The sequence below is a fragment of the Pseudoxanthomonas winnipegensis genome, from assembly GCF_004283755.1.
Taxonomy (GTDB): Bacteria; Pseudomonadota; Gammaproteobacteria; order Xanthomonadales; family Xanthomonadaceae; genus Pseudoxanthomonas_A; species Pseudoxanthomonas_A winnipegensis.
In genome coordinates, this window is record NZ_SHMH01000008.1 from 86,078 (window position 1) to 111,109 (window position 25,032).

Below are 25,032 nucleotides of genomic sequence, written 5' to 3' on the forward strand. Positions count from 1 at the left end.
CGACGCCCACTTCCGTGCGGCCCGGCATGCGCGACGCTGATCCACCCATCGAGCTGGATCTCGAGCTGGTCAAGCGCGTCCAGCGCGGAGACAGCGCCGCCTTCGATCTGCTGGTGCGCAAGTACCAGCATCGGATCCTGGCGCTGATCGGTCGCTACGTGCACGACTGGAGCGAGTGCCAGGACGTGGCGCAGGAAACCTTCATGCGGGCCTATCGCGCGCTGGGGAATTTCCGTGGTGACGCGCAGTTCTATACGTGGCTGCACAGGATTGCCGTGAATACCGCCAAGAACCATCTGGTCGCCCACAACCGACGCCCGCCCACCGACGATGTGGACGCCGCCGACGCCGAGCAGTACGACGCCGGCGCGCGGCTGCGCGACACCGACACGCCCGAGCGCGAACTGATGCGCCAGCAGCTGGAGCAGTCGGTGATGCGCGCGGTCGATGCATTGCCCGAGGAGTTGCGCACGGCCATCACCCTGCGCGAGGTCGAGGGCCTGAGCTATGAGGAGATCGCCACGAAGATGGGCTGTCCGATCGGCACGGTGCGCTCGCGCATCTTCCGTGCCCGCGACGCCATCGATGCCGAGCTGCGGCCGCTGCTGGACACCGGCAGCGCCACCCGGGAGCAGAAACGATGATCGACGACAAGTTCCAGCAGCATTACCGCCAGCAGATGTCCGCGCTGATGGACGGCGCGCTGGCCCCCGACCAGGCGCGTTTCCTGATGAAGCGCATGGCCGACGACGAGACCCTGGCCGCGACCTGGGAGCGCTGGCAGCTGTGCGGCGACGTGCTGCGCGGCCAGGCCCAGGCGCCGGCGCCGCACGGCTTCGCCGAGCGGGTGGCCGCCGCCATCGCGGCCCAGCCGGTGCAGCCGGCCGCGAACCAGGCGCCGGCCCGCGGCGGGCGCGTGCTGCGCTGGGGCGGCGGTGCGGTCGCCGCCGCCGTGGCGTTGGTGGCGGTCTTCATGGCCGGGCAGCAGAGCGGCCGGCCTTCGGCCTCGCCTGAGACACCGGCGCTGGCCAGCGCGAGCGCGCCAGGGCCGGCGCCTTCGCCCGTAGCGCCGGCTCACGCCGATGCTTCGACCGCGGCCGGATCGGCGCTGCTCGCCTCGGGCATGGCCGTGGCCAGCCTGCCGCGCCGGGCCGAGGACAGCCGCCGGGGCAGCGCCACGCGCAACCAGCAGGCCGCCCGGGCGACCGCGGCGATCACCCAGCAGGCCCTGGCCGCGGTGAACGCGCCGGCACCGCCCATTGCGGCCAGCTCGCAGGATCCGTTCGCCGGCACCCGCCTGGGCCAGCCGGCGGCCCGGCCGTGGCCGCGCTCCAGCCTGTCCCAGCTGCGCGGCAACGGTGCCTACGCCACCGGTTACGCGCCCGGCGAGCAGAGCTCGTACTACCCGTTTCAGCCGCGCCTGCCGGTGGCAGAGCCGGCGCCCTCGGCGCAGCCAACCCCGGCGCAGCCGTAAGTCCGGCGGCGGCCCGCGCTGGGCTGCCGCCTCATTCCCACTTCTTCTTCCGACGCAAAAGGCGAGCAGTCGATGAATCCACGTCTCCGCATGGGCCTGATCGGCCTGGTTTCCCTCACCGTCCCGCTGTCCGCCTGCGCGCAGCAGGGCGGCAGCGGCGCCGCCGCAGTGGCGCCCACCATCGCCCAGAGCAGCGCACCGCAGATCGTCACCGGCCTGCCGGACTTCACCAAGCTGGTCGAGCAGGTCGCCCCGGGCGTGGTCAATGTCGATGCCACCATCGGCGACGACAGCAGCAGCGCCGATGATCAGATCACCCAGGACGATGACGACGAACAGGGCATGGACCAGTCGCAGATCCCGGAAATCTTCCGCCAGATCTTCGGCCCTGGCATGCAGATTCCGGGGCCCGGTCGCGGCGGCGGCGGCCGTCCGCGCGGCGAGTCGATGGGCTCGGGCTTCATCATCTCGCCCGACGGCTACATCCTGACCAACAACCACGTGGTCGACGGCTCCAAGAACGTCAAGGTCAAGCTTTCGGATGGCCGCGAGTTCAAAGCCAAGGTCGTCGGCGCCGACCAGGGCTACGACGTGGCGCTGCTGAAGATCGACACCACCGGCCTGCCGTCGCTGCGCATGGGCGAGTCCAACAACCTCAAGCCCGGCCAGTGGGTGGTGGCCATGGGCTCGCCGTTCGGCCTGGATCATTCGGTGACCGCCGGCGTGGTCAGCGCCACCGGCCGCACCCAGGCCGGGATGGGCGGCAGCAACTACGTGCGCTTCATCCAGACCGACGTGGCGATCAACCCGGGCAACTCCGGCGGCCCGCTGCTCAACACTTCCGGCGAGGTGGTCGGCATCAATTCGCAGATCTTCTCCCAGTCCGGCGGCTACATGGGCATCAGCTTCGCGATCCCGATCGACCTGGCCGTCAGCGCCGCCGACCAGCTGAAGAAGACCGGCAAGGTCAGCCGCGCCATGCTGGGCGTGAGCATGAACCAGCGCATCAGCGAGGCGATGGCCAAGACGCTCAAGCTGCCCGATACCAACGGCGTGCTGGTGACCCAGGTGACCCCGGGCAGCGGCGCGGCCAAGGCCGGCCTCAAGCCGATGGACGTGATCACCGAGTTCAATGGCGCCAAGATCACCGACTACTCCGATCTGCCCTCGCGCGTGGCGCCGCTGCCGCCTGGCACCAAGGTCACCCTGACGGTCATCCGCGACGGCTCGCCGCGCAAGGTCGACGTCACCCTGACCGAGCTGGACCCGAAGCTGGCCATGGGCGCCCGCGGCGGTCCCGGCGGCCAGGACGAGGAGGGCGGCAGCCGCGCGTCCCCGGCGCTGACGGCCAAGGAGCTGGGCTTCTCGGTGCAGGCCGACGGGCGCGGCAAGGTCGTGATCGCGGGCGTCAGCCCGGCGGTCAGCCAGGACACCGGCCTGGAGCCGGGGCTGGCCATCGTCCAGGCCAACCGCCGCGACATCGGCAGCCTGGAGGACTTCAACAAGGCCACCGCCGGCCTGAAGAAGGGCGAGGTGCTGATGCTGCTGGTCGAGAGCGGCCGCAGCGGCGTGCGCCAGTTCGTCGCAGTCACCGTCGGCGGCGCGCGCTGAGCGCGCCCCGGTCCTGGCGCACCGGGCGATCCCGGTGCCGGGGCCGGACGGCGGGGCGACGGCGGCCATGCGATAATCTCCGTTTGCCCTTCGACGGCCCCCGCCCGCCGCCCCCATGCCGCCTGAAACGCCCGCTTCGATGCGGAACATCCGCAATTTCTCGATCATCGCCCACGTCGACCACGGCAAATCCACCCTGGCCGACCGCATCATCCAGCTGTGCGGTGGTCTGCAGGCCCGTGAGATGGAGGCCCAGGTGCTCGACTCGAACCCGATCGAGCGCGAGCGCGGCATCACCATCAAGGCCCAGTCCGTCTCGCTGCCGTACAAGGCGCTGGACGGCCAGACCTACCAGCTGAACTTCATCGACACCCCCGGCCACGTGGACTTCTCCTACGAGGTCAGCCGCTCCCTGGCCGCGTGCGAGGGCGCGCTGCTGGTGGTCGATGCCGCCCAGGGCGTGGAAGCCCAGTCGGTGGCCAACTGCTACACCGCCGTCGAGCAGGGCCTGGAAGTGGTGCCGGTGCTCAACAAGATCGATCTGCCTACAGCCGATATCGAGAAGGCCAAGGCCGAGATCGAGGCGGTGATCGGCATCGACGCCACCGACGCGGTCGCGGTCAGCGCCAAGACCGGCCTGAACGTCGAGCAGGTGCTGGAGGCCATCGTCCACCGCATCCCGCCCCCGCAGCCGCGCGACACCGACAAGCTGCAGGCGCTGATCATCGACTCGTGGTTCGACAACTACCTGGGCGTGGTCTCGCTGGTGCGCGTGATGCAGGGCGAGATCGGCCCGAAGTCCAAGATCCTGGTGATGTCCACCGGCCGCACACACGAGGTGGACAAGGTCGGCGTGTTCACGCCCAAGCGCAAGGAGCTGCCCAAGCTGGGCGCCGGCGAGGTGGGCTGGATCACCGCCTCGATCAAGGACGTGCACGGCGCGCCGGTCGGCGACACGCTGACCCTGGCCTCGGACCCCGCCCCGGGGCCGCTGCCGGGCTTCCAGGAGATGCAGCCGCGCGTGTTCGCCGGCCTGTTCCCGACTAATGCCGAGGACTATCCGGCCCTGCGCGAGGCGCTGGAGAAGCTGCGCCTGAACGATGCGGCGTTGCGCTTCGAACCGGAAAGCTCCGAGGCGATGGGCTTCGGCTTCCGCTGCGGCTTCCTGGGCATGCTGCACATGGAAATCGTGCAGGAGCGCCTGGAGCGCGAGTACGACCTGGACCTGATCAGCACCGCGCCGACGGTGGTCTACGAGGTGCTCAAGACCGACGGCAGCATAGTCTCGCTGGACAACCCGGCCAAGCTGCCGCAGTCCAACCTGATCGAGGAGGTGCGCGAGCCGATCATCCGCGCCAACATCCTCACGCCGGAAGCCTATATCGGCAACATCATCAAGCTGTGCGAGGAAAAGCGCGGCGTGCAGATCGGCATCCAGTACCTGGCGAGCCAGGTGCAGATCAGCTACGAGCTGCCGATGGCCGAGGTGGTGCTGGACTTCTTCGACAAGCTCAAGTCGGTCTCGCGCGGCTATGCCTCGCTGGACTATTCGTTCCTGCGCTTCCAGGCCGGCCCGTTCGTGCGCCTGGACACGCTGATCAACGGCGACAAGGTCGACGCGCTGAGCCTGATCGTGCACCGCAGCCAGGCCGATCGCCGCGGCCGCGAGCTGTGCGAGAAGATGAAGGAACTGATCCCGCGGCAGATGTTCGACGTGGCCATCCAGGCCGCCGTCGGCGCGCAGATCATCGCCCGTTCCACGGTCAAGGCCATGCGCAAGAACGTGCTGGCCAAGTGCTATGGTGGCGACATCACGCGCAAGAAGAAGCTTCTGGAAAAGCAGAAGGAAGGCAAGAAGCGCATGAAGCAGGTCGGCCGCGTGGAGATTCCGCAGGAGGCCTTCCTGGCCGTGCTGCAGGTGGACAGCAAGTAAGAGGCAGGCCGGCCCTGGCGCCGGCTGCAGGCGGGGCGGGTCGCATGGCCCGCCCTAGTTTTGTGCAAGTACGCGCGATGCCCGCCGCATCGCGCGATAAGGACAAGCGATGGTCTGGTTCGAAACAATCCTGGTCGTGCTCACCCTGCTGACCGGCTTCATCTGGCTGCTGGACAAGCTGTTTCTGGCCAAGCGCCGCGCCGCCAAGGCCGGCCTGCTGGACGAAGAGCCGGTGCTGGTGGATTACTCCAAGGCGTTCTTCCCGGTGCTGGCGATCGTGCTGATCCTGCGCAGCTTCGTGGCCGAGCCGTTCAAGATCCCGTCGGCCTCGATGATGCCCAACCTGCTGATCGGCGACTTCATCCTGGTCAACAAGTTCTCCTACGGCCTGCGTCTGCCGATCACCAACACCAAGTTCCTGCCGCTGGGCGAGCCCAAGCGCGGCGACGTGGTGGTGTTCAAGCCGCCGATGGATCCGGAGAACAACTGGGTCAAGCGCATCATCGGCCTGCCGGGCGACACCATCACCTTCTCCGGCAACACGCTGGCGATCAACGGCGTGCCGGTGCAGTACAAGCCGCTGGGCACCTATACCGGCCGCGGCCTGCCGCCGGGCAGCGACCGGGTGACCCTGCTGCAGGAAGACCTGCCGGGCAAGACCCACACCATCTACGAAGACCTGGGCCACTACGTCGGCGAGGGCACCTGGAAGGTGCCGCCGGGGCACTATTTCGTGATGGGCGACAATCGTGATAATAGCGAGGACAGCCGCCTGTGGCCTGACACGCACTTCCTGCCCGAGTCCAACCTGCGCGGCAAGGCGTTCGTGATCTGGCTCAACTGCGAGGGCTGGTTCTGCAAGAACGGGTTCGATCCCTCCCGCATCGGGACCCGGATCGAGTGACGCGGTTCCACAGGGGTGAGGGGAAGGACATGAAGCGCAACCAGAGCGGCATGACGCTGATCGGTTTTGTGATCACGCTGGCGGTGGTCGGATTCGCCGCCTATATCGGCATGAAGCTGTTCCCGATGTATCAGGAGTTCTATTCGGTCAAGGCCGCGGCCAAGGGCCTGTCCGAGCAGTCCGGCTCGGCGGACATGGATCCGGCGCGGCTGCAGGACCTGTTCTTCCGTCGCCTGGACATCAACTACTCCGAGAACGTCAAGCCGGAGAACGTGAAGTTCAAGCGCATCAACAACGGCTGGAACCTGCACGTGCAGTACGAAGTGCGCCGGCCGATGATCGGCAACCTGGACGTGGTCGGCAAGTTCGAGACCTCGCAGGACATCGTGCGGAGCGGTGGTGGCGAAGGCTGAGCCGACGGCCGGCGGTGCGGGCATCGGTCATGTCTTCACCGATCCGCAGCTGCTGGCCCAGGCGCTGACCCATCGCAGCGCCGGCGCGGTCCACAACGAACGGCTGGAATTCCTCGGCGACAGCATCGTCAACCTGCTGATCGCCGAAGCGCTGTTCCAGCGCTGGCCCAAGGCCGACGAGGGCGCACTGACCCGTGCGCGCGCCGAGCTGGTGCGCGAAGGCTCGCTGGCGACCCTGGCGCGTGAGCTCGATCTGGGCGCGCGTCTGACCCTGGGCCCGGGCGAGCTGAAGTCCGGCGGGCATCGCCGCGATTCGATCCTGGCCGATGCGCTGGAGGCGGTCGTGGCCGCGATCTACCTGGACGCCGGCTTCGAGGCCTGCCGCGCGCGCGTGCTGCCCTGGTTCGAATCGGCCTTGGCCGCCCTGCCGGTCGGCAAGCCGGAGAAGGACCCCAAGACCCGCCTGCAGGAATGGCTGCAGGGCCGGCAGAAGGCGCTGCCCAGCTACGAGCTGGTCTCCGAGAGCGGCGAGGAGCACGCGCGCCATTTTCAGGTGCGCTGCGTGCTGACCGACCCCGTGCTGTCGGCCGAAGGCGAGGGCGGCTCGCGCCGCGCCGCCGAACAGGCGGCCGCCGCCGCCGTGATCGCCCAGCTGCCGCGCAAATAATCGGCGAGGCCGGCGTGCGGTTCGGCCCAGCGCTCCAACGGCCGACCGCCCCGTTCGTCACTTCCGTACACACCGCCCCCGCCCACACGTCCTAAGCTGTCCCCATGAACGAGTCCAAGCCCCACCGTAGCGGCAGCGTTGCGGTCATCGGCCGTCCCAACGTCGGCAAGTCCACCCTGACCAATGCGCTGGTCGGCGCCAAGGTGTCGATCACCTCCAGCCGTCCGCAGACCACGCGTCACCGCCTGCTGGGCATCGCGACCTTTCCGGAAGGGCAGATCGTGCTGGTCGATACGCCCGGCCTGCACAAGCAGCAGGGCAAGTATTCGGCCTCGGCCATGAGCCGGGTCATGAACCGCGCCGCGCGCGGCGCGCTCGAAGGCGTCGATGCCGGCCTGCTGGTGATCGAGGCCGGGCGCTGGGACGAGACCGATACGCTGGCCTACAACGTGCTCAGCGACGCCAAGATCCCGCTGGTGCTGGTGATCAACAAGGTCGACCGGCTCAAGGACAAGTCCGAGCTGCTGCCGTTCCTGGCGCAGGTGAGCGAGGGCCGCAGCTTCGCCGCCGTGCACCCGATCTCGGCCCTGAAGAAGAGCGGCCTGGACGCGCTGGTGCGCGACATCCTGGCGCAGCTGCCCGAAGCGCCGCCGATGTACGGCGAGGACGAGATCACCGACCGCAGCGAGCGCTTCCTGGCCGGCGAGCTGGTACGCGAGCAGCTGATGCGCCAGCTCGGCGCCGAGCTGCCGTACGCCACCACCACCGAGATCGAACACTTCACCGTGGACGGCAACATGCTGCGCATCGGCGCGGTGATCTGGGTCGAACGCGAGAGCCAGAAGGCCATCGTCATCGGCAAGAGTGGCGCGCGCCTGAAGGACATCGGCAGTAAGGCGCGCCAGCAGATGGAGCATCTGTTCGACCGCAAGGTCTTCCTGGAAACCTGGGTCCGCGTGCGCGAGGGCTGGTCGGACGACGAGACCGCGCTGAAGGCGTTCGGGTACGAATAGGGAAGTGGGCGAAGCGAAGTGAGCAGCGAGGAGCAGCCTGGGCGCACAACACACTGCGCGACCTCAGGCGCCTTGGGTGTCGCTGGCTTTTGCTCATCGCTAACGTCTCTGCGCGCACGTCTGCCTCCATGGAGCTGATCGCCGAGCCGGTCTTCGTTCTCCACACCCGGCCCTGGCGCGAGACCAGTCTGCTGGTCGAGGTGCTGAGCGCCGGCCATGGCCGGCTGGGCGTGGTCGCGCGCAGCGTGCAGGGGCCGAAGAAGCAGGTGCTGCGCGCGGCGCTGCAGCCGCTGCAGCACATACGGCTCGAAGCGCAGCTGCGCGGTGAACTGGGGCGGCTGACCGGCGCCGAGGCGCTGGACGCCGCGCCGCGCCTGCAGGGCGATGCGATGCTCGCCGCGTTCTACATCAATGAGCTGGTGCTGCGCCTGGCCCCGCGCCAAGACCCGCTGCCGGACCTGTATCTGGCCTATGCCCGGGTGCGCGCGCGCCTGGCCCACGACGAGCCGCTGGCGTGGTCGTTGCGCCGCTTCGAGCGCGACCTGCTCGAGGCGATCGGTTTCGGCCTGGTGCTCGATCACGATGGCGACGGCGCGCCGGTCGACCCGGCCGCGCGCTACCGCCTGGACCCCGAGCACGGCCCGCGCCGGCTGCTGAGCGAGCGCAGCGGCGAGCGCGCCTCGGCGCCCAGCGGCCGCGCGCTGCTGGCGCTGGCCTCCGACGCCCAGCCCGAGGCGGCCGACCTGGCCGACCTGCGCCGGGCGATGCGCCAGCTGCTGGCCCACCACCTGGGCGCCCGCGGCCTGAAGTCCTGGGACATGCTGGCCGCGCTGCCGCGCCCGTCGACACCCTCGGCCACCAGCGAAGATGCCACCTGAAACACTGGTGGGAGCGCCTGCCTCTTCCGATCAGATCGCCGCCTCCCTGTAGAGCGGAGCTTGCTCCGCTGGAGGCTTCCCGAGGAACCGAACGAAGAGCAGCGGAGTCCCCAAGAGGGGATTGCCACAAGCTCCGCTCTACCGACAGGCGGTGGCTCAGGCGCGCGTCTGTTGCCAGGCGGCGTGGAATTCGGCCTGGGCGGCGCGGTCAGGCAGGCTGGCGTCCAGGGTCTTGGCGGCGGCGTGCAGACGGGCGGCGCCGACGAAGCCGCTGCTGGCGCGCAGGCGATGCAGCTGCTGGTGGGCGCCAGGCAGGTCGTCGGCGGCCAAGGCGGCCTCGATGGCGGCGGCCTGGGTGTCGAGCTCCTGCAGGAACAGCCCGCGCAGCGTCTGCAGATGGTCGTGGTTGCCGCCCAGCGCCGACAGCGCCGCCGCGTCGTCCCACACCGGCACCTCGTCGCTGCAGGTGCGGATGGCCGCGGTCTCCGGCGGGGTGCGCGCCTGCAGCGCATCGCGCGCGGCCTGGCGCAGCGAGGCCGCGCCGACCGGCTTGACCACCACCGCGGCAAAGCCGGAGGCGCACAGCGCGGCGTGCAGGCTGGGCGAGGGGTCGGCGGTATGCGCCAGCGCCGGCAGCGCCGGCTGGCGCGCGCGCAGGCGGGCCAGCAGGGCATCGCCGCGGCCGTCGGGCAGGTTGGCATCGACCAGGCACAGGTCGAAGCGGCCCTCGGTCGCGAGCGCCTCGGACTGGCTGCGGGCGACGGCCACGGTGGCCGGCAGCGTTTCGAGCGCAGCGCGCATGAACTCGCTGGTGGTTGGGTCGTCCTCGACCAGCAGGATGTGGGGCGTGGCGGCCATGCGGGCTCCTTTCGCGGCGGCGGGCCGCGCCGGGCGTCGGCCCCGGCGCTTCTGCGACAATACGCGATTCCCCGCACGCAGCTCATCGCCACGTGGCCCGTTCCCCGCGCATCGACAAGACCCCGTTCGACCTTGAGATCCACGACCTGAGCCACGACGGCCGCGGCGTGGCCCGCCGTCCCCCCACCGTACCCGGCGAATCGGGCAAGGCCGTGTTCGTCACCGGCGCGCTGCCGGGCGAGCGGGTGCGGGTGGAGCAGACCGCGCGCAGCAAGCACTTCGACGAGGCGCGCACGCTGGAAGTGCTCGACGCCTCGCCCGACCGCGTCACGCCGCGCTGCCCGCACTTCGGCACCTGCGGCGGCTGCGTGCTGCAGCATCTGGAAGAGACCAAGCAGATCGCCTACAAGCAGCACACGCTGCTGGAGAATCTGGCGCGCATCGGCCACGTCGCGCCGGCCAGCATGCTGCCGGTGCTGCACGAAGGCAGCTGGGGCTACCGGCGCAAGGGCCGCTTCTCGGTGCGGCGCGTGGAGAAGAAGGACAAGACCCTGGTGGGTTTCCGCGAGCAGGATCCGCGCTTCGTCGCCGACCTGCGGCAATGCCATACGCTGATCCCGCAGATCGGTTTCCGCATCGAGGCGCTGGCGCAGTGCATCGACCGCCTGGCCGGGCGCGCGGACATCCCGCAGATCGAGTTCATCGCCGGCGACGCGGCCATCGCGCTGGTGGTGCGCCACCTGGCGCCGCTGGTGCAGGACGATCTGGACATCCTGACCGCCTTCGCCCAGGAGCAGGACTTCGCCATCCTCCTGCAGCCGGGCGGCAACCACACCGTGCATCCGCTGTGGCCGGCGCAGGTGCCGCTGTCCTTCCGGCTGGCGCCGTGGGACATCGAGCTGGCGTTCCGGCCGCTGGACTTCATCCAGGTCAACGGCAAGCTCAACGAGAAGATGATCGCGCATGCCTTCGCGCTGCTGGATCCGCAGCCGGGCGAGCGCGTGCTGGACCTGTTCTGCGGCCTGGGCAACTTCACCCTGCCGCTGGCGCGGCTGGTGGGCGAGGTGGTCGGCGTGGAGGGCGAGGCCGGGTTGGTGGCGCGCGCGCAGGAGAACGCGCGGCGCAACGGGCTGTCCAATGCGCAGTTCTTCGCCGCCGACCTGACCAGCGACCAGCGCGATGCGCCGTGGATGCGCGCCGGCTTCGACAAGCTGCTGCTGGATCCGCCGCGCTCGGGCGCGATCGACGTGCTGCGGCAGCTGCCGCTGCAACAGTTCTCGCGCATCGTCTACGTCAGCTGCCATCCCGGCTCGCTGGCGCGCGATGCGGGCTATCTGGTCAACGAGTTCGGCTTCAGGCTGGTGTCGGCGGGGGCGATGGACATGTTTCCGCAGACCGCGCATGTGGAGTCGATCGCGTTGTTCGAGCGGTAGTGACACCGCTCCCTCCCTTTCGCGCAGCGAAGGGGAGCTCGAAATTGCGGCTAGCGATTGAGGGGGAGGGGTCGCTCTTCGCGGGCAAGCACGAGCAAGAGCAGAAGCAACCCCACCCCAACCCTCCCCTTTGCGCTGCGCGCAAAAGGGAGGGGGCAAGAGCAGACGCGCCTCCTTGTCCCCCCCACACACAGGCAACCCATGGGCATCGAAATCGAACGCAAGTTCCTGCTGGCTAACGAGGGGTGGCGCGCGGCGGCGCATCGCGCCATCCCGATGGCGCAGGGCTATCTCAACGACCTGTCGGTGGTGTCCGGCGGCGCGCAGCTGGCCTCGGTGCGGGTGCGCCTGGAGGGCGAGGCGGCGGCGCTGAACATCAAGTCGCGCCAGCTGGGGCATACGCGCCAGGAGTTCGAGTACCCGATCCCGGTCGCCGACGCCCAGGCCCTGCTGCAGCTGTGCGTGGGCGGGCGCGTGGAGAAGACCCGGCACCTGGTGCAGGTCGGCGCGCACCTGTGGGAGATCGACGCGTTCGCCGGCGACAACGCCGGGCTGGTGGTGGCCGAGATCGAGCTGGCCCACGCCGATGAACCGTTCGAGCGCCCGGCCTGGCTCGGCGCGGAAGTGACCGACCAGCCGCGCTACTACAACCTGGCGCTGGCCGACCGGCCGTATGCGCAATGGAGCGAGGCCGAGCGCGCGCCCCAAAGCTCCGGCACGGCGGGCTGAACCGGGCCGCCTCCCGCGTCCGGCGCCCATGCCGCCCGCCGACTTGTGCTTCTGCGACAATCTTGACCCCCCGCGCAAGCGCGGCTCACGGAGTTTCGACCCAATGCTCGTGATCGGCCTGGCCGGCACCGAACTGGCCCCCAGGGAACGCGACTGGCTGCAGCACGATGCGGTGGCCGGGGTGATCCTGTTCGCGCGCAACTTCGCCTCGCGCGAACAGGTCGCGGCGCTGAGCGCGTCGATCCGGGAGGCCGCACCGCGTCCGGTGCTGGTCTGCGTGGACCAGGAAGGCGGGCGCGTGCAGCGCTTCCGCGACGGCTACGCCGCGCTGCCGCCGCTGGCCAGCTTCGGCGCGCAGTACGCGACCGATCCGGCCGGTGCGCTGGAAGCGGCGCGCGAGCACGCCTGGCTGATGGCGAGCCAGGTGCGCGCCAGCGGCGTAGACCTGAGCTTCGCCCCGGTGGTCGACCTGGGCCGCGGCAACCGCGCCATCGGCGACCGCGCCTTCGCCGCCGACCCGCAGGTGGTGGCCGCGCTCACCCGCGCCTACGTGGCCGGCATGCACGCGGCCGACATGGCCGCCACGCTCAAGCATTTCCCCGGCCACGGCACCGTGCTGGAGGACACCCACGTCGATGTCGCCACCGATCCGCGCCCGCTGGACGAACTGCAGGCGCAGGACCTGGTGCCCTTCGCCGCCGGCATCGATGCCGGGGCCGATGCGGTGATGATGGCGCACGTGGTCTACCCGGCGGTGGCGCCGGAGCCGGCCGGCTATTCGCCGCGCTGGGTGCGCCTGCTGCGCGAGGAGCTGGGCTTCCGCGGCGTGGTGTTCTCCGACGACATTTCCATGGCCGCCGCGCACGCTGCCGGCGGCGTCGCCCGGCGCGTGGCGCTGCACCTGGACGCCGGCTGCGACGTGGTGCTGGCCTGCCATCCCGAGGTCGTCGACGAGGCGCTGCGCGCCGTCGAAGGCCGCTCACTCAACACCGCCGCGCTGATCGGGCTGATCGGCCGCGGCCCGCGCGCGTGGGAAGGCCTGCTGGCCGATACGCGCCACGAATCCGCGCTCGCGCGCCTGTCATTGCCCAAGGGAACCGCCTGATGTCCAACACCGCTCCGACCATCCGCCAGGCCCTGGCCAACGCCGACCTGCTGGTGGATCGCCCGACCATCGATGCCGCCATCACCACGATGGCCGACGCCATCGCGCGCGACTACGCCGGCGAGGTGCCGGTGTTCCTGACCATCATGCATGGCGGCCTGCCCTTCGCCGGCCAGCTGTCGCTGGAGCTGGGCCTGCGCGGCCTGGACCTGCAGTACGACTACCTGCACGCCACCCGCTACCGCGGCGAGACCGAAGGCGGCGAGCTGGTGTGGAAGCACCGCCCGGCCACCGCGCTGTACGGCCGCCGCGTGCTGCTGGTCGACGACATCCTCGACGAGGGCCTGACCCTGCTGGCCGTGCGCCAGTGGTGCCTGGAGCAGGGCGCCACCGACGTGCGCATCGCCGCGCTCACCGTCAAGCGCCACGACCGCGCGGTAGCCGAGGTCTCGGCCGACTACGTCGGCGTGGAAGTGCCGGACCGCTACGTGTTCGGCTTCGGCATGGACGTGCACGAGCACCTGCGCAACCTGCCGGCCATCTACGCGATGAAGGAGGACGTGTGAGCCAGCACATCGACCTGGCCGTCATCGGCGGCACCGGCGTCTACAAGCTGGCCACGCTGGACGATGTCGAAACCCGCCACGTCGACACGCCCTACGGCGCGCCCTCGGGTCCGGTGCGGGTGGGCACGGTGCTGGGCCGGCGCGTGGCCTTCCTGGCGCGGCATGGCGAGGGTCATTCGCTGCCGCCGCACAAGGTCAACTACCGCGCCAACCTGGCCGCGCTCAAGCAGCTCGGCGCCACGCGCGTGCTGGCGCTCAATACGGTCGGCGGCATCACCGAGCGCTTCGGCCCGCGCGTGCTGGCCTGCCCGGACCAGCTCATCGACTACACCTGGGGCCGCATCTCCACGCTGTGCGAGGAGGGCGGCGAGGTGCTGCACGTGGACTTCGGCGATCCCTACACGCCGATGCTGCGCCACAAGGTGCTGGCCGCGGCGCGGGTGACGGGGGTGAAGGTGGTCGACGGCGGCTGCTACGGCGCCACCCAGGGCCCGCGCCTGGAAACCAAGGCGGAAATCGCGCGCATGAAGCGCGACGGCTGCGACCTGGTCGGCATGACCGGCATGCCCGAGGCCGGCCTGGCGCGTGAGCTGGGCCTGGACTACGCCTGCCTGGCGATCGTGGCCAACTGGGCCGCCGGCTGCGGCACCGGCGAGGAGATCACCATGGCCGAGGTGCTGGCCAATGTGGAGGCGGCGTCCGCTGGGATGGCCGAGTTGGTGGGCGAACTGGCGCGCGGGTGATTGTCAAGCTCCCCGCGTCTTTGCATACTCGGAATTGCGCGGCTACCTGGCAGCGCAACACCACCGATCCAATCTGGGGATACAAAGAGCTATGCCATACGGTACCGTCAAGTGGTTCAACGATGCGAAGGGCTTCGGATTCATCGCGCCGGAAGATGGCAGCGCCGATGTCTTCGCGCATCACACCGCGATCAACGCCAAAGGCTTCCGCACCCTGCAGGAAGGCCAGCGCGTGAGCTACGAGGTGACGCAGGGCCCCAAGGGCGCGCAGGCGTCCAACATCACCCCGGCCACCTGAAGAAGCCGATCTCGCACCGTTTTCTTGAACCCCGCTCCGGCGGGGTTTTTTATGGCCGTTCTCCTGCGTCTGGCTGATACCAATGCGTGGCCGGCAAGACCACTTCGCCAACCAGCCTCGACCCGGCCGGACGTGGATCCCCGGCTCGGTCCGCCATCTAAGGCGGACCGAGCCGCGCTTTGCCCCCTCCCTTTCGCCGAAGGCGAAGGGGAGCTCGAAGTCGCGAACTAGCGACTGAGGGGGTGGGGTGCTTTTGCTCTTCGCTTCGGTGGCTTGCCCGGTAAAGCCCCCGACCCCTCCCCATCCCTCCCCTTCGCCTATGGCGAAAGGGAGGGGGCCTCAAGTCGATAACTTCCCGTCACTGATCGCGTTGTGCGCAACGGAGGGGTTAGCACGACCCCGCAAACCGAAGTCCTGTGAGCTGACGTGCGCGGCAGCGGGCCGGCGGGCGGTGGCCGCGCCTAGCGAGGCAGGATGCCGAGCGCCTTAAGGCAGGGCAGGATGCCCTGACCGAGGGAAAAGCGGCCACCGCCCGCCGGACCGCTGCCCCTCCGAAGCCGGACCGCTCAGAACTGGCGGTTCCTCGATCGAGAGAAGATCTAGTTGCCGGAAACCTTCGGCCGTCGCCAGCCGCAATGGATCGTTGCGCGGCGTGGCGGTACTGTCGGCGGCGCGGCGTCGCCATCATCTGGCCAGACGCAAGCCTTCTGGAGTAACGCCATGAACGACACCGCCCATGCGGCCCGCATCGTCCGTACCGTGCGCGGCATGCCCGCCTCCGACGGCGCCGGGGTCAAGCTGACCCGCGTGATCGGCACGCCCGAGCTGCCGGATCTGGATCCGTTCCTGATGCTGGACGAGTTCGGCACCGACAAGGCCGAGGACTACCTGGCCGGCTTCCCCGAGCACCCGCACCGCGGCTTCGAGACGGTGACCTACATGCTCGACGGGCGCATGCGCCACCGCGACAACCATGGCAACGAAGGCCTGCTCACCCCGGGCAGCGTGCAGTGGATGACCGCCGGGCGCGGCCTGGTGCATTCGGAGATGCCCGAGCAGGAATCCGGCCGCATGCGCGGCTTCCAGCTGTGGGTCAACCTGCCGGCCAAGGACAAGATGACCGCGCCCAGGTACCAGGAATTCGCCCCCGAGCGCATCCCGGTGGCCACGCCGGCCGAGGGCGTGGAGGTCAAGGTGATCGCCGGTGCGGTCGGCGAGGTGACCGGCCCGATCGTGCAGCCGGCGACCGACCCGCTCTACCTGGACATCGCGCTGGCGCCCGGCGCGCGCTGGACCTACACCCTGCCCGCAGGCCACAACGCCTTCGCCTATGCCTACGAAGGCGAGATCACGGTGGGCGAGGGCGAGGGCGCGCGCGAACTGCCCAGCCGCACGCTGGCGGTGCTCGGCGGCGGAGAGTCGCTGGTCCTGCGGGCCGGTGCGCAGGGCGCAAGCGTGATCCTGGTCGCCGGCCGGCCGCTGCGCGAGCCGGTGGTGCGCCACGGCCCGTTCGTCATGAACACCCGCCAGGAGCTAATGCAGGCCTTCGTCGATTTCCAGGAAGGCCGCTTCTAGCGCGAACCGGTCGGAAAGCCGCGTGCGCTGCCGCCGCAAAACGAAAAGGCCGCCCTCGAGGCGGCCTTTTCGTCGTCGGGACGATGGCTCAGCGGCGGGTGTTGGCGTCGGCCATCGAGGCAGGGTCGAAGCGCAGGGTGCCCACGGTGGCCATCGCCGCCTGCAGCGCGGCCTCGCTGGGGGCATCGATCCAGACCTGCGCCCAGCGCTCATCGCCCAGCTCGATCACGGCCATGCGGCTGCGCGCGTCGGGGCGATTGGCGATCCGGGTGTGGTACCAGCGCGCCTTGCGGCCGTCGATCTCGGTCTTCTCCTCGCGCGCGCCGGCCGGCTTGTCCGGCTCCTTGGCTGCCAGCATCACGCCGAAGGCCTGCTGGCCGGCGGCGTCGAGGGCCTTGCAGATCACCAGCGCGGCGGTGCCGCTGCGTTCCCAGTGCAGCCCGGTGCCGGCCGGCAACTGCGGGCAACCGGCCGTGGACTGGGCGGACGCGCCGGCGGCGGCCAGCGACAGCAGCAGGCCGGCGGCGGAGGCAAGGCAGGCTTTCATCGAACGATCCCCAATGCGCAAGGCGCATCACGCCAGGGGCGATGCGCGGTGGATGGAAGACGAACGCCTCGCCCGGGCCGTGCTGCGCACCCTGGGAGCTCCCCTGCGCGCCCGCACGCTGGTGCGGGCCGCCGGTCGACGCGTCGTGTGGGCGATGCCGGGCGCGCCGGCATCGCACTGCAACATAAGCCAAACCCGGCCCCGCGTGTTGGTCCGGCGGAAGGCTTCGGCGCTGCCGAACGTGCGCCGCGTCAACGTTCCGGCAGGGGGATGAACTCCGGATCGCCGGCGATGCGGCCGAAGCGGCCCTCCAGCCAGTCCTGCTTGGCCTGCTCGATGCGCTCCTTGGAGCTGGACACGAAGTTCCACCACAGATGGCGCGGGCCATCGAGCGGCTCGCCGCCCACCAGCATGGCCTTCAGCGGCGTCTTGGCGCGCAGCACCGGGCGGGTGCCGCGCTCGAGCACGATCAGGTGGCGCATCGGCACATCGCTTCCGTCCAGCTGGGCCTGACCGTCCAGGATGTAGAGCGCGCGTTCGACCGCGCTGTCGTCGATGGCCAGCTCGGCCTCCGGCGCCAGATCCAGGGCGACGTTGAAGGTGTCCGAGTACACGCGCACCGGCGATTCGCGGCCCCAGGCGCGGCCGGCGATCACGCGCAGGCGCGCGCCATGCTGGTCCCAGTGCGGCAGGGTGGCGGCGGCATGGTGGTAGAACTCCGGCGCGACTTCCTCATCGGACTTCGGCAGCGCCACCCAGGTCTGCATGCCGTGCAGCGGCGCGTGGTCCACGCGCTCGGCCTGCGGGCTGCGCTCGGAATGGGTGATGCCGCGGCCGGCGGTCATCCAGTTCACGTCCCCGGGCCGGATGACCGTGTCCGAGCCGAGCGTGTCGCGGTGACCGATGGCGCCTTCCCACAGGAAGGTGACCGTGGCCAGACCGATATGCGGATGCGGGCGTACGTCGATGCCGTGCCCGGCGTCGAACTCGGCCGGCCCCATGTGATCGACGAACACGAACGGTCCCACGCTGCGCGCCTGCAGGGTGGGCACGGCGCGGCGGACCTGGAAACCGCCCAGGTCGTGCACGCGCGGTTCGATGACGGTGGCGGTCATTGGCGTCTGCTCCGGTTCGAAAGGCCGGCAGGATCGCATGCCGGCCGGGAGCTCGGCCTGACGATCGCGCACAACGGATTGTTGCAGGTCGGGTAGCAAGTCCGTCACGCGGCGAACGGCATCCGGCCGCCGGGCCCATCGCTAAGATGCACGGGAGAAAGCCGGGCGCATGGGCTCGCCTGTCGCGCGGAACGAGTGATGAAGCAGCGGAACTTTGATCTTTGCGCGGTCCTGGCGGTCTTCGTCGCCTATACGGTCACGCTCCGGTTCGCGCTCGGCCTGGATCTGGCCGGATCCCTGCTGGGAGGCCTGGCCAACACCCTGCCGGTGGTCATCTTCGGCCTGGCCGTCAGGCGCATCGTCGTCCGATACCTGATCGGCAAACCCGCCACGGTCCAGCTGCTGGCCCATGCCGTGCTGTGCGCGATGTTCATGCTGTTCTCGTACTGGTTGCTGATCGTGCTGCTCGGCTTCTTCTTCGGCGCCGCGCCCGATGGTTTCGTGGTGCGGCCTTTCAAGGGCGGCGGGGCGGCCTGGCAGTCGCTTCAGAACTTCACGACCTACGCGCTGATCGCCGCGGCTTCCTATCTCTCCGTGCAGATGCGAGTGGCGGCTCCAGCCGGTGCTGGCCAGACCGCAGGGGCACCGGCCGGCGACCTCGCGGTCCAGGCGGCCGAGACGGCGCAAGAGTTCGACAGCGCGCCTGCCCTGGACCCTGTGCCGGAACCGGCGCCCTCCCTCACGCCGCCGGAACCCGAAGCTCGGGTGGATGCGGCGCTGTCCCGCTACTTCGTCAGGATCGGCGACGAGCTTCGCCCGCTCGACATCGGATCGGTCGTCTGCATCGGCGGCGCAGGCGACTACGCGGAGGTGACGACCCTGACCGGCAAGCATCTGGTTCGGGTCACCTTGGCCGAGTTCGCCGGTTCCCTGGACCCGGCTAAGTACGTCCGCGTCCATCGCTCCTGGATCGTCAACACCGACCGCATCGCCCGGCTGGAGTCGGCGGGCGGCGGGCGGTTGCTGCTGCATCTGGAGACGGGGCAGACGATCTCGACCAGCCGGGAAGGCGCGAGCCTGCTGCGGAGCCGGGTGCCCTGACCGCGGCGAGGTCCCGTTCGCCGTCCGGAAGTGTCCACTCGCCGAATTTCTGACACGGCGTCCTGCGGGTTCAGGACGATCGCCGCCCACAACACGATCGGGTGAGCGGGAGGCGTCGCCCCCGGCCCGGTCCGAAAGGAGCGGTCCCGCATGATCCTGTCCCGTTTGCGTTGGGTGGCCTTCGCAGGCTTGTTGGCGTGTTGCATCGGCTGGGCGGCACCGCCCGGGCAGGCCGCGACGGACGCGGCGGCGGCACTGATCCCTCGTTACGAAGGCGCCAGTCAACCCGACGATCTGGTGACGCTTTACCGGCTGCAGTTGTCCGCTGGGCGCTACGGTGCGGCAGAGGCGACGCTGGAGAAGCTGAGCGACCTGTACCGGTCGGTCGAGCCGCGGCGCGTGCCGGCCTTGGTGCCCTGGCAGCTCTTTGCCAGGGCCAAAGGCCACGAAGCCCACGGTCAGGCGCCCGGCGAGGCATTGGCGCAGGCGTTCAACGAGCTCGTCGCCAGTTTGCCGGACGACCGCATCGCGCGGATTCTTCCTGCGTTCCAGGTCGACCTCGACGCGCTCCAGGCCGAAGAGGCCAAGCAGGCGCGCGCCTGCCCGGATCCGGCGACAGCGAGGTGCGCCGCCCCGGAGGCCCTGATCGCGGCGCGCGCAGCCACGGCGGCCTGGCGCTTTCTCATGCCTGCGTCTGAGACCTTGCTGAAGGCCGAGCTGGAGCGGCGCTTCTCGATGCAGCGGGTCCTGATTCCGACTCCCGATGGCGCCCGGATCGACGCGCTGCTGGTGCGCCAGCGTCACCTGGAGGGTGCGCGGTTGACCGCACTGCTGAACTTCACGATCTACGCGCGGGACGACTGGGCGCTGGACGATGCGGTGCAGATGGCCGGACGGGGCTATATGGGGGTGGTCGCCTTCACGCGGGGCAAGGGGCGGGGCAGCAGCCCGGGCCCGGTGGTGCCCTACGTCCAAGATGGCCGCGATGCGGACACGGTCATCGATTGGCTTTCCAAGCAGGCCTGGAGCGATGGCCGGGTGGGCATGTTCAGCGGCAGCTACAACGGATTCACGCAGTGGGCCGCGGCCAAGCATCGTCCACCGGCGTTGAAGGCGCTGGCGACCCATGCGACCAATGCGCCCGGTATCGATACGCCGATGCAGGGCGGCGTCTTCCAGAGCTTCATCTATCCATGGCCGCTCTACACCGCCACGGGCAAGTGGCTGGACGACCAGACCTACGGAGACCGGGACCGCTGGGAGCGGCTGCAGCGGCAGTGGTATCGGAGCGGGGCACCGTACCGCGACCTGGACAGGATCGATGGCACGCCCAACCCCGTCTTCGATGCCTGGCTGGACCATCCCGACTACGATCGGTACTGGCAGCAGCTCATTCCCTATGGTCGTGAGTTCGCCGCGATCGACATCCCGGTGCTGGTGCAGACCGGGTATTACGACGGGGGCATGGTCGGCGCCCTCTACTACCTGGAGCAGCATTACCGGTACAGGCCCGACGCCGATCATCGCCTGCTCGTCGGTCCCTACCACCACATCGCGATGCAGACCGGCGTGCTCGCCAGCATCAATGGCGAGCAGGTCGACCAGGCGGCCCTGATCGATCTGCAGGAGGTGCGGCTGGACTGGTTCGATCATGTCTTCCGCGGCGCGCCGCTGCCGGACCTCCTGCGTGATCGGATCAATTTCCAGGTCATGGGTGCGAACACCTGGCGACACGTCGCGACCCTGGGAGCGATGGCGACCGAACGTCGACGTCTCTACCTGTCCGGGACGCGGGATGCGGACGGTCTGCTGTTCAGCGCCTTGCCGGTCGGACAAGTCGCGCCGACGCTGTCCGTCGACTTCAAGGATCGTCGCGATGCGGATCTGAGCCTTCCGCGCGGAGTGCCCGATACGCGAAATGCGCTGGTCTTCCGGACCGAAAGATTGCGAGAGCCTCTGGAAATCGACGGCCTGTTCCAGGCAACACTGCAGTTGGTGACCAACAAGGAAGACTTCGACCTGCAGGTCGACTTCTACGAACAGACGCCCGAGGGTCGCTACCTGGATCTGGCGTCCTATCTGGGTCGTGCCAGCTATATGCAGGATCGAACGCGCAGACACCTGCTGCGGCCGGGGCGCACGCAGGTGCTGTCCTTCCAGAGCCAGACGCTGACCGCGCGCCTGCTGGCGCCAGGAAGCCGCATCGTGGCGGTGGTGGGCGTGCCCAAGCGCCCCTATGTCCAGATCAACTACGGCACCGGCGGCGCGGTGAGCGATGAATCCATTGCGGACGCGGGCCGCCCGCTGCGGATACGGCTGATGCCGCAGAGCTATTTCGAGCTCGGCGTGCGCGAGAAGCCTGCGGATCTCGCGCCCGGCTCGGCCACAGGGCCTGCATCGGTCGCTTCCGATGGGATGCGCGATTGACGATAGCCTGCGCTGGATCGCTGCGACCGCCGTGCGAGGTCCTCGATCCGCGTTGCCCTTTTCGCTGCGCGAAGCGGGGAGGGCGTGGCTTGCGGCTTGTCTCCCGAGGCGCTGCGCGCTTTTGCCCCCTCCCTTTGGCCGCAGGCCAAGGGGAGGGATGGGGAGGGGTGCTTTTCGCAGGGAAGGCAACAGCAAAAGCACCCCCTCCCAGCCTCCCCCTTCGCTGCGCGAAAGGGGAGGGGCAACCGCGGAGTGCGAGGCCGCGGCTAGGCCAGCGGCAGCTGCGGGGTGTCGCCGGGCATGGGGCCGCGGCGCGAGGCGAGGCGGTCGGCCAGGCGCGTGGGTTCGGGCAGGCGGTAGCCGCGCAGCAGGGCGCGGGTCCAGGCGAGCGCGCCGTCCATCGTCATGCCGAAGCCGGGCGAGATGATCAGCGGATTGCAGCGCAGCTTGCTGCGCAGGGCCCAGCCGATCTGTTCGCCGCGATGGATCAGTGGCGTGTGCTCGCCGGGCTGCGGGCCGGGCGCTTCGAAGCGTCCGCACAGCACCTGCTTGGCCACGCCGAGCGTGGGCAGGCCGGTGACCACGCCGAAATGCGCGGCGATGCCCAGCCGGCGCGGATGGGCGATGCCCTGGCCATCGACCACGACCAGGTCCGGTACCTGCGGCAGGAACTCCAGCGCCTGCACCAGCGCGGGCAGCTCGCGGAAGCTCAGCAGGCCGGGGACGTAAGGCATCGAGGTCGGCACGCGCTGGACCGTGCTGGCGATCAGCTGCAGGCTCGTGCCATCCAGCAGCACGGCGGCCGCGCGCGTGGTGTGGCCTTCGTCCTCGAAGCCGACGTCGAAGCCGGCGATGGTGCGAGGCGCCGTGGGCACGCGGTCCTCCAGCACCACGCGCGCCGCCAGCCGCTCCTGCAGGGCGCGCGCGCCGGCGATGCTGCCGTCCCAGCCGGCGAAGACATGACTCGTCATGGGGAAGGTCCGCCGTAGCGCATGTCCTGCACCTGGGCCGCGGCGCGCGCGGAGAGGTGGATGCGCAGCAGTCGATCGGTCTCGCCGTCGCGCAGCGGGCGCACGGTGCACCCGCACAGCGCATCGGCCAGCGGCGCCAGCGTGCTGGGCTGGCCCACCACCAGCACCGTGTCGTGCGGATGCGCCGCCCGCCACTGGCGTGCGCTGTCGTCGGCCGGTCCGCGCGAGAAGTAGCGCAGGCGCTGCGCCCGCGGATGCTGTGCGGCCACCGGCGCGGCGGTCTGCTGCGTGCGCTGGAACTCGTCGGTGTAGATCGCCGCCAGCGGCGCGTCGGCCAGCGCCTGCGCCAGCCGCTGGGCGCGGGCCAGCCCTGCGGGCGACAGGGGCGGGTCTTCGTCGTTGCCCGCCACGGTGTCGGCGTTGGGCACCAGCAGAAAAGTCGCGCCCGCCGCGCTGGAAGCCGTCGGGCGCATCGAAGGCGTGGTGCTACAGCCGACGAGCAGCAGCATCAGACAGCCGGCGAGCGCGTGGCGAAGCCTGAGTGTGGGAGCGTGGCGCACCGGCGGCGGATCAGGACTGCTGCGGGCGCGATTCGAGGTGGCGCTTGACCTGGTCGGTGGCAGTGCCGGCTTCCTGCACGGCGGCGCGCAGGTCCTGCTCGTTGACGTTGAAGTGCCGGGTCCAGTAGGCCAGCTCCCATTCCTCGGTCAGCTCGACCTTGGCGATATCCTTCGGGATGCGGGGATTGTCGGCGGAACTCATGGCGATCTCGCGAGGGAAGACAGGCGACCAGCCTGGGAACGTGCACCGTAAAGGCGCGTGAGCCGCGCCGGCGTCATCTGCACACCGCCGCCAGCGGCCTCAGTCGATGAACTGCAGCCGCGCCAGTTCGGCGTATAGCCCGCCCTGGGCCATCAGCGACTCGTGCGTGCCCTGGGCGATGATGCGGCCGCGGTCCATCACCACGATGCGGTCGGCCTTGAGCACGGTCGCCAGGCGATGGGCGATGACCAGCGTGGTGCGCCCGGCCATCAGCCGCTCCAGTGCACTCTGCACGGCGCGCTCGCTCTGCGCGTCCAGCGCGCTGGTGGCCTCGTCCAGCAGCAGGATCGGCGCGTCCTTCAGCAGCGCGCGGGCGATGGCGATGCGCTGCTGCTGGCCGCCGGACAGGCGCGCGCCGCGTTCGCCCAGCTGGCTGTCGTAGCCCTCGGGCAGTTCGCGCAGGAAGCCGTCGGCCTCGGCCGCCACCGCGGCGGCGTGCAGCTGCTCGTCGGTGGCCTCGAGCCGGCCGTAGCGGATGTTCTCGGCGGCGCTGGCGGCGAAGATCGTCGGCGCCTGCGGCACCAGCGCAATCTGCTCGCGCAGCGCGGCGGTGTCCAGCTGGCGCAGGTCCAGCCCGTCGATGCGGATCGCGCCGGCGTCCACGTCGTGGAAGCGCAGCAGCATCGACAGCACCGTGCTCTTGCCCGCGCCGGACGGGCCGACCAGCGCCACCGTCTCGCCCGGGGCGATGTCCAGGGTGAAGTCGTCCAGCGCCGGCGCGTCCGGCCGGGTGGGATAGCGGAACGAGACGTGGTCGAACTGCACCTGCCCGCGCAGCGGGCGCGGCAGCGGCAGCGGCTGGGCCGGAGGACGCACGTGCGCCGATTCGTCCAGCAGTTCGCCGATGCGGCCCATGCCGCCGGCCGCGCGCTGCAGCTCGTTCCACACCTCGGCCAGCGAACCGACCGAGCCGCCGCCGATCAGCGCATACAGCACGAACTGCGCCAGCGTGCCGGCGCTCATGCGCCCGGCGATCACGTCGTGCGCGCCGGACCACAGCACCAGCGTGATCGCGCCGAACACCAGCGTGATCGCCCCGGCGGTCACCAGCGACTGGGCGCGGATGCGCTTGCGCGCGGTCTGCACCGAGACCTGCACCGCCGCCTCGAAGCGCGCCTGCTCGTAGGGCTCGCGCGCATGCGCCTGCACCGTGCGCACCGCGCCCAGCGACTCGCTGGCCAGGGTGTTGGCGTCGGCCACGCGGTCCTGGCTGGCGCGCGCGATGCGGCCCAGCCTGCGCGCGCCCAGCACGATGGGGACCACCGCCGCCGGGATGCCGACCAGCGCGAACGCGGCCAGGTGCGGGCTGGCGATGAACATCATCACCACCGAGCCGATCACCGTGACCGAGCTGCGCACCGCCACCGACATCGCGCTGCCGACCACGCTGCGCAGCAGTTCCGAGTCGGCCGACAGGCGCGAGACCAGTTCGCCGCTGCGGGTGCGGTCGTGGAACTGCGCGTCCAGGCCCAGCAGGTGCGCATAGAGCTGGCGGCGCAGGTCGGCCACCACGCGTTCGCCCAGCAGCGAGACGAAGTAGAAGCGCGCGGCGCTGGCCAGCGCCAGCACCACCGCCACGCCGAACAGGCCCAGGAAGGCGCGGTCGATGTTCGCCCCGCTGGAAAAGCCCTGGTCGATCATCTGCTTGAAGGCGTACGGCAGGCTCAGGGTCGCCGCCGAGGCCACCGCCAGGGCCAACAGCCAGCTCACGAACAGCCCCATGTGGGCGCGCACGAACGGCCACAGCGCGCGCAGGCTGCCCAGCCGGGCCTTGGGACGCGCATCGGGCGCGCCGGTGGCGGGAAGCGTCTGGGCTTGGGAATTCATCGGTGCGGACAACCAGTCGAGA

25 protein-coding genes are annotated in these 25,032 nt (G+C 70.1%); 18 read left to right on the plus strand and 7 right to left on the minus strand.

The annotated features are described in order from the left end of the window. The first annotated feature begins 26 nt into the window (after positions 1-26). The 9 genes from rpoE to recO all read left to right on the plus strand — a co-directional run bounded on the left by rpoE (position 27) and on the right by recO (position 8,893). Positions 27-644: an RNA polymerase sigma factor RpoE gene (gene rpoE / locus EAT51_RS15745; RefSeq protein ID WP_130520214.1), complete on the plus strand. Its 618-nt coding sequence runs from the start codon at positions 27-29 to the stop codon at positions 642-644. Continuing rightward, positions 641-1,474, plus strand: a complete 834-nt coding sequence (locus EAT51_RS15750; protein WP_130520100.1) for an RseA family anti-sigma factor — start codon at positions 641-643, stop codon at positions 1,472-1,474. The genes rpoE and EAT51_RS15750 overlap by 4 nt, the downstream gene beginning before the upstream one ends. 72 nt (positions 1,475-1,546) lie before the next feature. Continuing rightward, on the plus strand, positions 1,547-3,085 hold the full coding sequence (locus EAT51_RS15755) for a Do family serine endopeptidase (protein WP_130520102.1): 1,539 nt from the start codon (positions 1,547-1,549) through the stop codon (positions 3,083-3,085). A gap of 139 nt (positions 3,086-3,224) precedes the next feature. Then, positions 3,225-5,018: a translation elongation factor 4 gene (lepA, locus tag EAT51_RS15760; RefSeq protein WP_130520104.1), complete on the plus strand. Its 1,794-nt coding sequence runs from the start codon at positions 3,225-3,227 to the stop codon at positions 5,016-5,018. Between the two features lie 109 nt (positions 5,019-5,127). Then, complete coding sequence (gene lepB / locus EAT51_RS15765) at positions 5,128-5,922, plus strand: signal peptidase I (RefSeq protein ID WP_130520105.1); 795 nt, start codon at positions 5,128-5,130, stop codon at positions 5,920-5,922. Between the two features lie 29 nt (positions 5,923-5,951). Beyond that, entirely contained in the window at positions 5,952-6,335 is a 384-nt protein-coding gene (locus EAT51_RS15770; protein WP_130520107.1) for a DUF4845 domain-containing protein, read from the plus strand. Next, complete coding sequence (gene rnc / locus EAT51_RS15775) at positions 6,322-7,002, plus strand: ribonuclease III (protein ID WP_130520109.1); 681 nt, start codon at positions 6,322-6,324, stop codon at positions 7,000-7,002. Before EAT51_RS15770 ends, rnc begins: the two co-directional genes overlap by 14 nt. Before the next feature lie 104 nt (positions 7,003-7,106). Further along, positions 7,107-8,015 carry a GTPase Era gene (era, locus tag EAT51_RS15780; RefSeq protein WP_130520111.1) on the plus strand — a complete coding sequence of 303 codons (909 nt, stop codon included), beginning with the start codon at positions 7,107-7,109 and terminating at the stop codon, positions 8,013-8,015. A 128-nt stretch (positions 8,016-8,143) separates the two neighbouring features. Next, positions 8,144-8,893 (plus strand): DNA repair protein RecO, encoded by a 750-nt coding sequence (gene recO / locus EAT51_RS15785; RefSeq protein ID WP_130520113.1) that lies wholly within the window; start codon positions 8,144-8,146, stop codon positions 8,891-8,893. 156 nt (positions 8,894-9,049) lie between these two features. Here recO and EAT51_RS15790 read toward each other — a convergent pair whose 3' ends face one another. After that, a complete protein-coding gene (locus tag EAT51_RS15790) occupies positions 9,050-9,751 on the minus strand; it encodes a response regulator (RefSeq protein WP_130520114.1) in 702 nt (233 codons plus the stop codon). Positions 9,752-9,843: 92 nt separating this feature from the next. Here EAT51_RS15790 and rlmD point away from each other — a divergent pair, with 92 nt between their 5' ends. From rlmD to EAT51_RS15825, 7 genes are all read left to right on the plus strand, one after another. Beyond that, positions 9,844-11,184, plus strand: coding sequence for a 23S rRNA (uracil(1939)-C(5))-methyltransferase RlmD (gene rlmD / locus EAT51_RS15795; RefSeq protein WP_130520116.1), 1,341 nt, complete (start codon positions 9,844-9,846; stop codon positions 11,182-11,184). Between the two features lie 201 nt (positions 11,185-11,385). Beyond that, positions 11,386-11,913: a CYTH domain-containing protein gene (locus tag EAT51_RS15800; protein WP_130520118.1), complete on the plus strand. Its 528-nt coding sequence runs from the start codon at positions 11,386-11,388 to the stop codon at positions 11,911-11,913. Positions 11,914-12,016: 103 nt separating this feature from the next. Continuing rightward, entirely contained in the window at positions 12,017-13,018 is a 1,002-nt protein-coding gene (nagZ, locus tag EAT51_RS15805) for a beta-N-acetylhexosaminidase (protein WP_130520120.1), read from the plus strand. Continuing rightward, the gene (locus EAT51_RS15810) at positions 13,018-13,584 is read left to right on the plus strand and encodes a hypoxanthine-guanine phosphoribosyltransferase (protein WP_130520121.1); all 567 of its coding nucleotides are present in this window, start codon (positions 13,018-13,020) and stop codon (positions 13,582-13,584) included. Before nagZ ends, EAT51_RS15810 begins: the two co-directional genes overlap by 1 nt. Then, a complete protein-coding gene (locus EAT51_RS15815; RefSeq protein ID WP_130520123.1) occupies positions 13,581-14,327 on the plus strand; it encodes an S-methyl-5'-thioinosine phosphorylase in 747 nt (248 codons plus the stop codon). Before EAT51_RS15810 ends, EAT51_RS15815 begins: the two co-directional genes overlap by 4 nt. A 91-nt stretch (positions 14,328-14,418) precedes the next feature. Continuing rightward, a complete protein-coding gene (locus tag EAT51_RS15820; RefSeq protein ID WP_130520125.1) occupies positions 14,419-14,625 on the plus strand; it encodes a cold-shock protein in 207 nt (68 codons plus the stop codon). A 720-nt stretch (positions 14,626-15,345) separates the two neighbouring features. Continuing rightward, complete coding sequence (locus EAT51_RS15825) at positions 15,346-16,200, plus strand: pirin family protein (RefSeq protein ID WP_130561811.1); 855 nt, start codon at positions 15,346-15,348, stop codon at positions 16,198-16,200. A gap of 88 nt (positions 16,201-16,288) precedes the next feature. Here EAT51_RS15825 and EAT51_RS15830 read toward each other — a convergent pair whose 3' ends face one another. Both EAT51_RS15830 and EAT51_RS15835 read right to left on the minus strand, forming a co-directional pair. After that, positions 16,289-16,747 (minus strand): hypothetical protein, encoded by a 459-nt coding sequence (locus EAT51_RS15830; RefSeq protein WP_130520129.1) that lies wholly within the window; start codon positions 16,745-16,747, stop codon positions 16,289-16,291. A gap of 251 nt (positions 16,748-16,998) precedes the next feature. Further along, positions 16,999-17,862 carry a pirin family protein gene (locus EAT51_RS15835; RefSeq protein ID WP_130520131.1) on the minus strand — a complete coding sequence of 288 codons (864 nt, stop codon included), beginning with the start codon at positions 17,860-17,862 and terminating at the stop codon, positions 16,999-17,001. A gap of 198 nt (positions 17,863-18,060) precedes the next feature. Between EAT51_RS15835 and EAT51_RS15840 the strand changes: the two genes are divergently transcribed. Next, complete coding sequence (locus tag EAT51_RS15840; RefSeq protein WP_205965177.1) at positions 18,061-18,963, plus strand: LytR/AlgR family response regulator transcription factor; 903 nt, start codon at positions 18,061-18,063, stop codon at positions 18,961-18,963. Positions 18,964-19,113: 150 nt separating this feature from the next. After that, positions 19,114-21,390 carry a CocE/NonD family hydrolase gene (locus EAT51_RS15845; protein ID WP_130520133.1) on the plus strand — a complete coding sequence of 759 codons (2,277 nt, stop codon included), beginning with the start codon at positions 19,114-19,116 and terminating at the stop codon, positions 21,388-21,390. Between the two features lie 266 nt (positions 21,391-21,656). On the opposite strand, the gene nfi is transcribed toward EAT51_RS15845, so the two are convergent. The 4 genes from nfi to EAT51_RS15865 form a co-directional block, all read right to left on the minus strand. After that, positions 21,657-22,361 (minus strand): deoxyribonuclease V, encoded by a 705-nt coding sequence (gene nfi / locus EAT51_RS15850; protein WP_130520135.1) that lies wholly within the window; start codon positions 22,359-22,361, stop codon positions 21,657-21,659. After that, positions 22,358-22,870, minus strand: a complete 513-nt coding sequence (locus EAT51_RS15855) for a histidine phosphatase family protein (protein ID WP_130520137.1) — start codon at positions 22,868-22,870, stop codon at positions 22,358-22,360. The genes nfi and EAT51_RS15855 overlap by 4 nt, the downstream gene beginning before the upstream one ends. A gap of 61 nt (positions 22,871-22,931) precedes the next feature. Continuing rightward, positions 22,932-23,123, minus strand: coding sequence for a DUF3606 domain-containing protein (locus EAT51_RS15860; protein ID WP_130520139.1), 192 nt, complete (start codon positions 23,121-23,123; stop codon positions 22,932-22,934). Positions 23,124-23,222: 99 nt separating this feature from the next. After that, on the minus strand, positions 23,223-25,010 hold the full coding sequence (locus EAT51_RS15865) for an ABC transporter transmembrane domain-containing protein (protein ID WP_130520141.1): 1,788 nt from the start codon (positions 25,008-25,010) through the stop codon (positions 23,223-23,225). Positions 25,011-25,032: the final 22 nt, after the last annotated feature.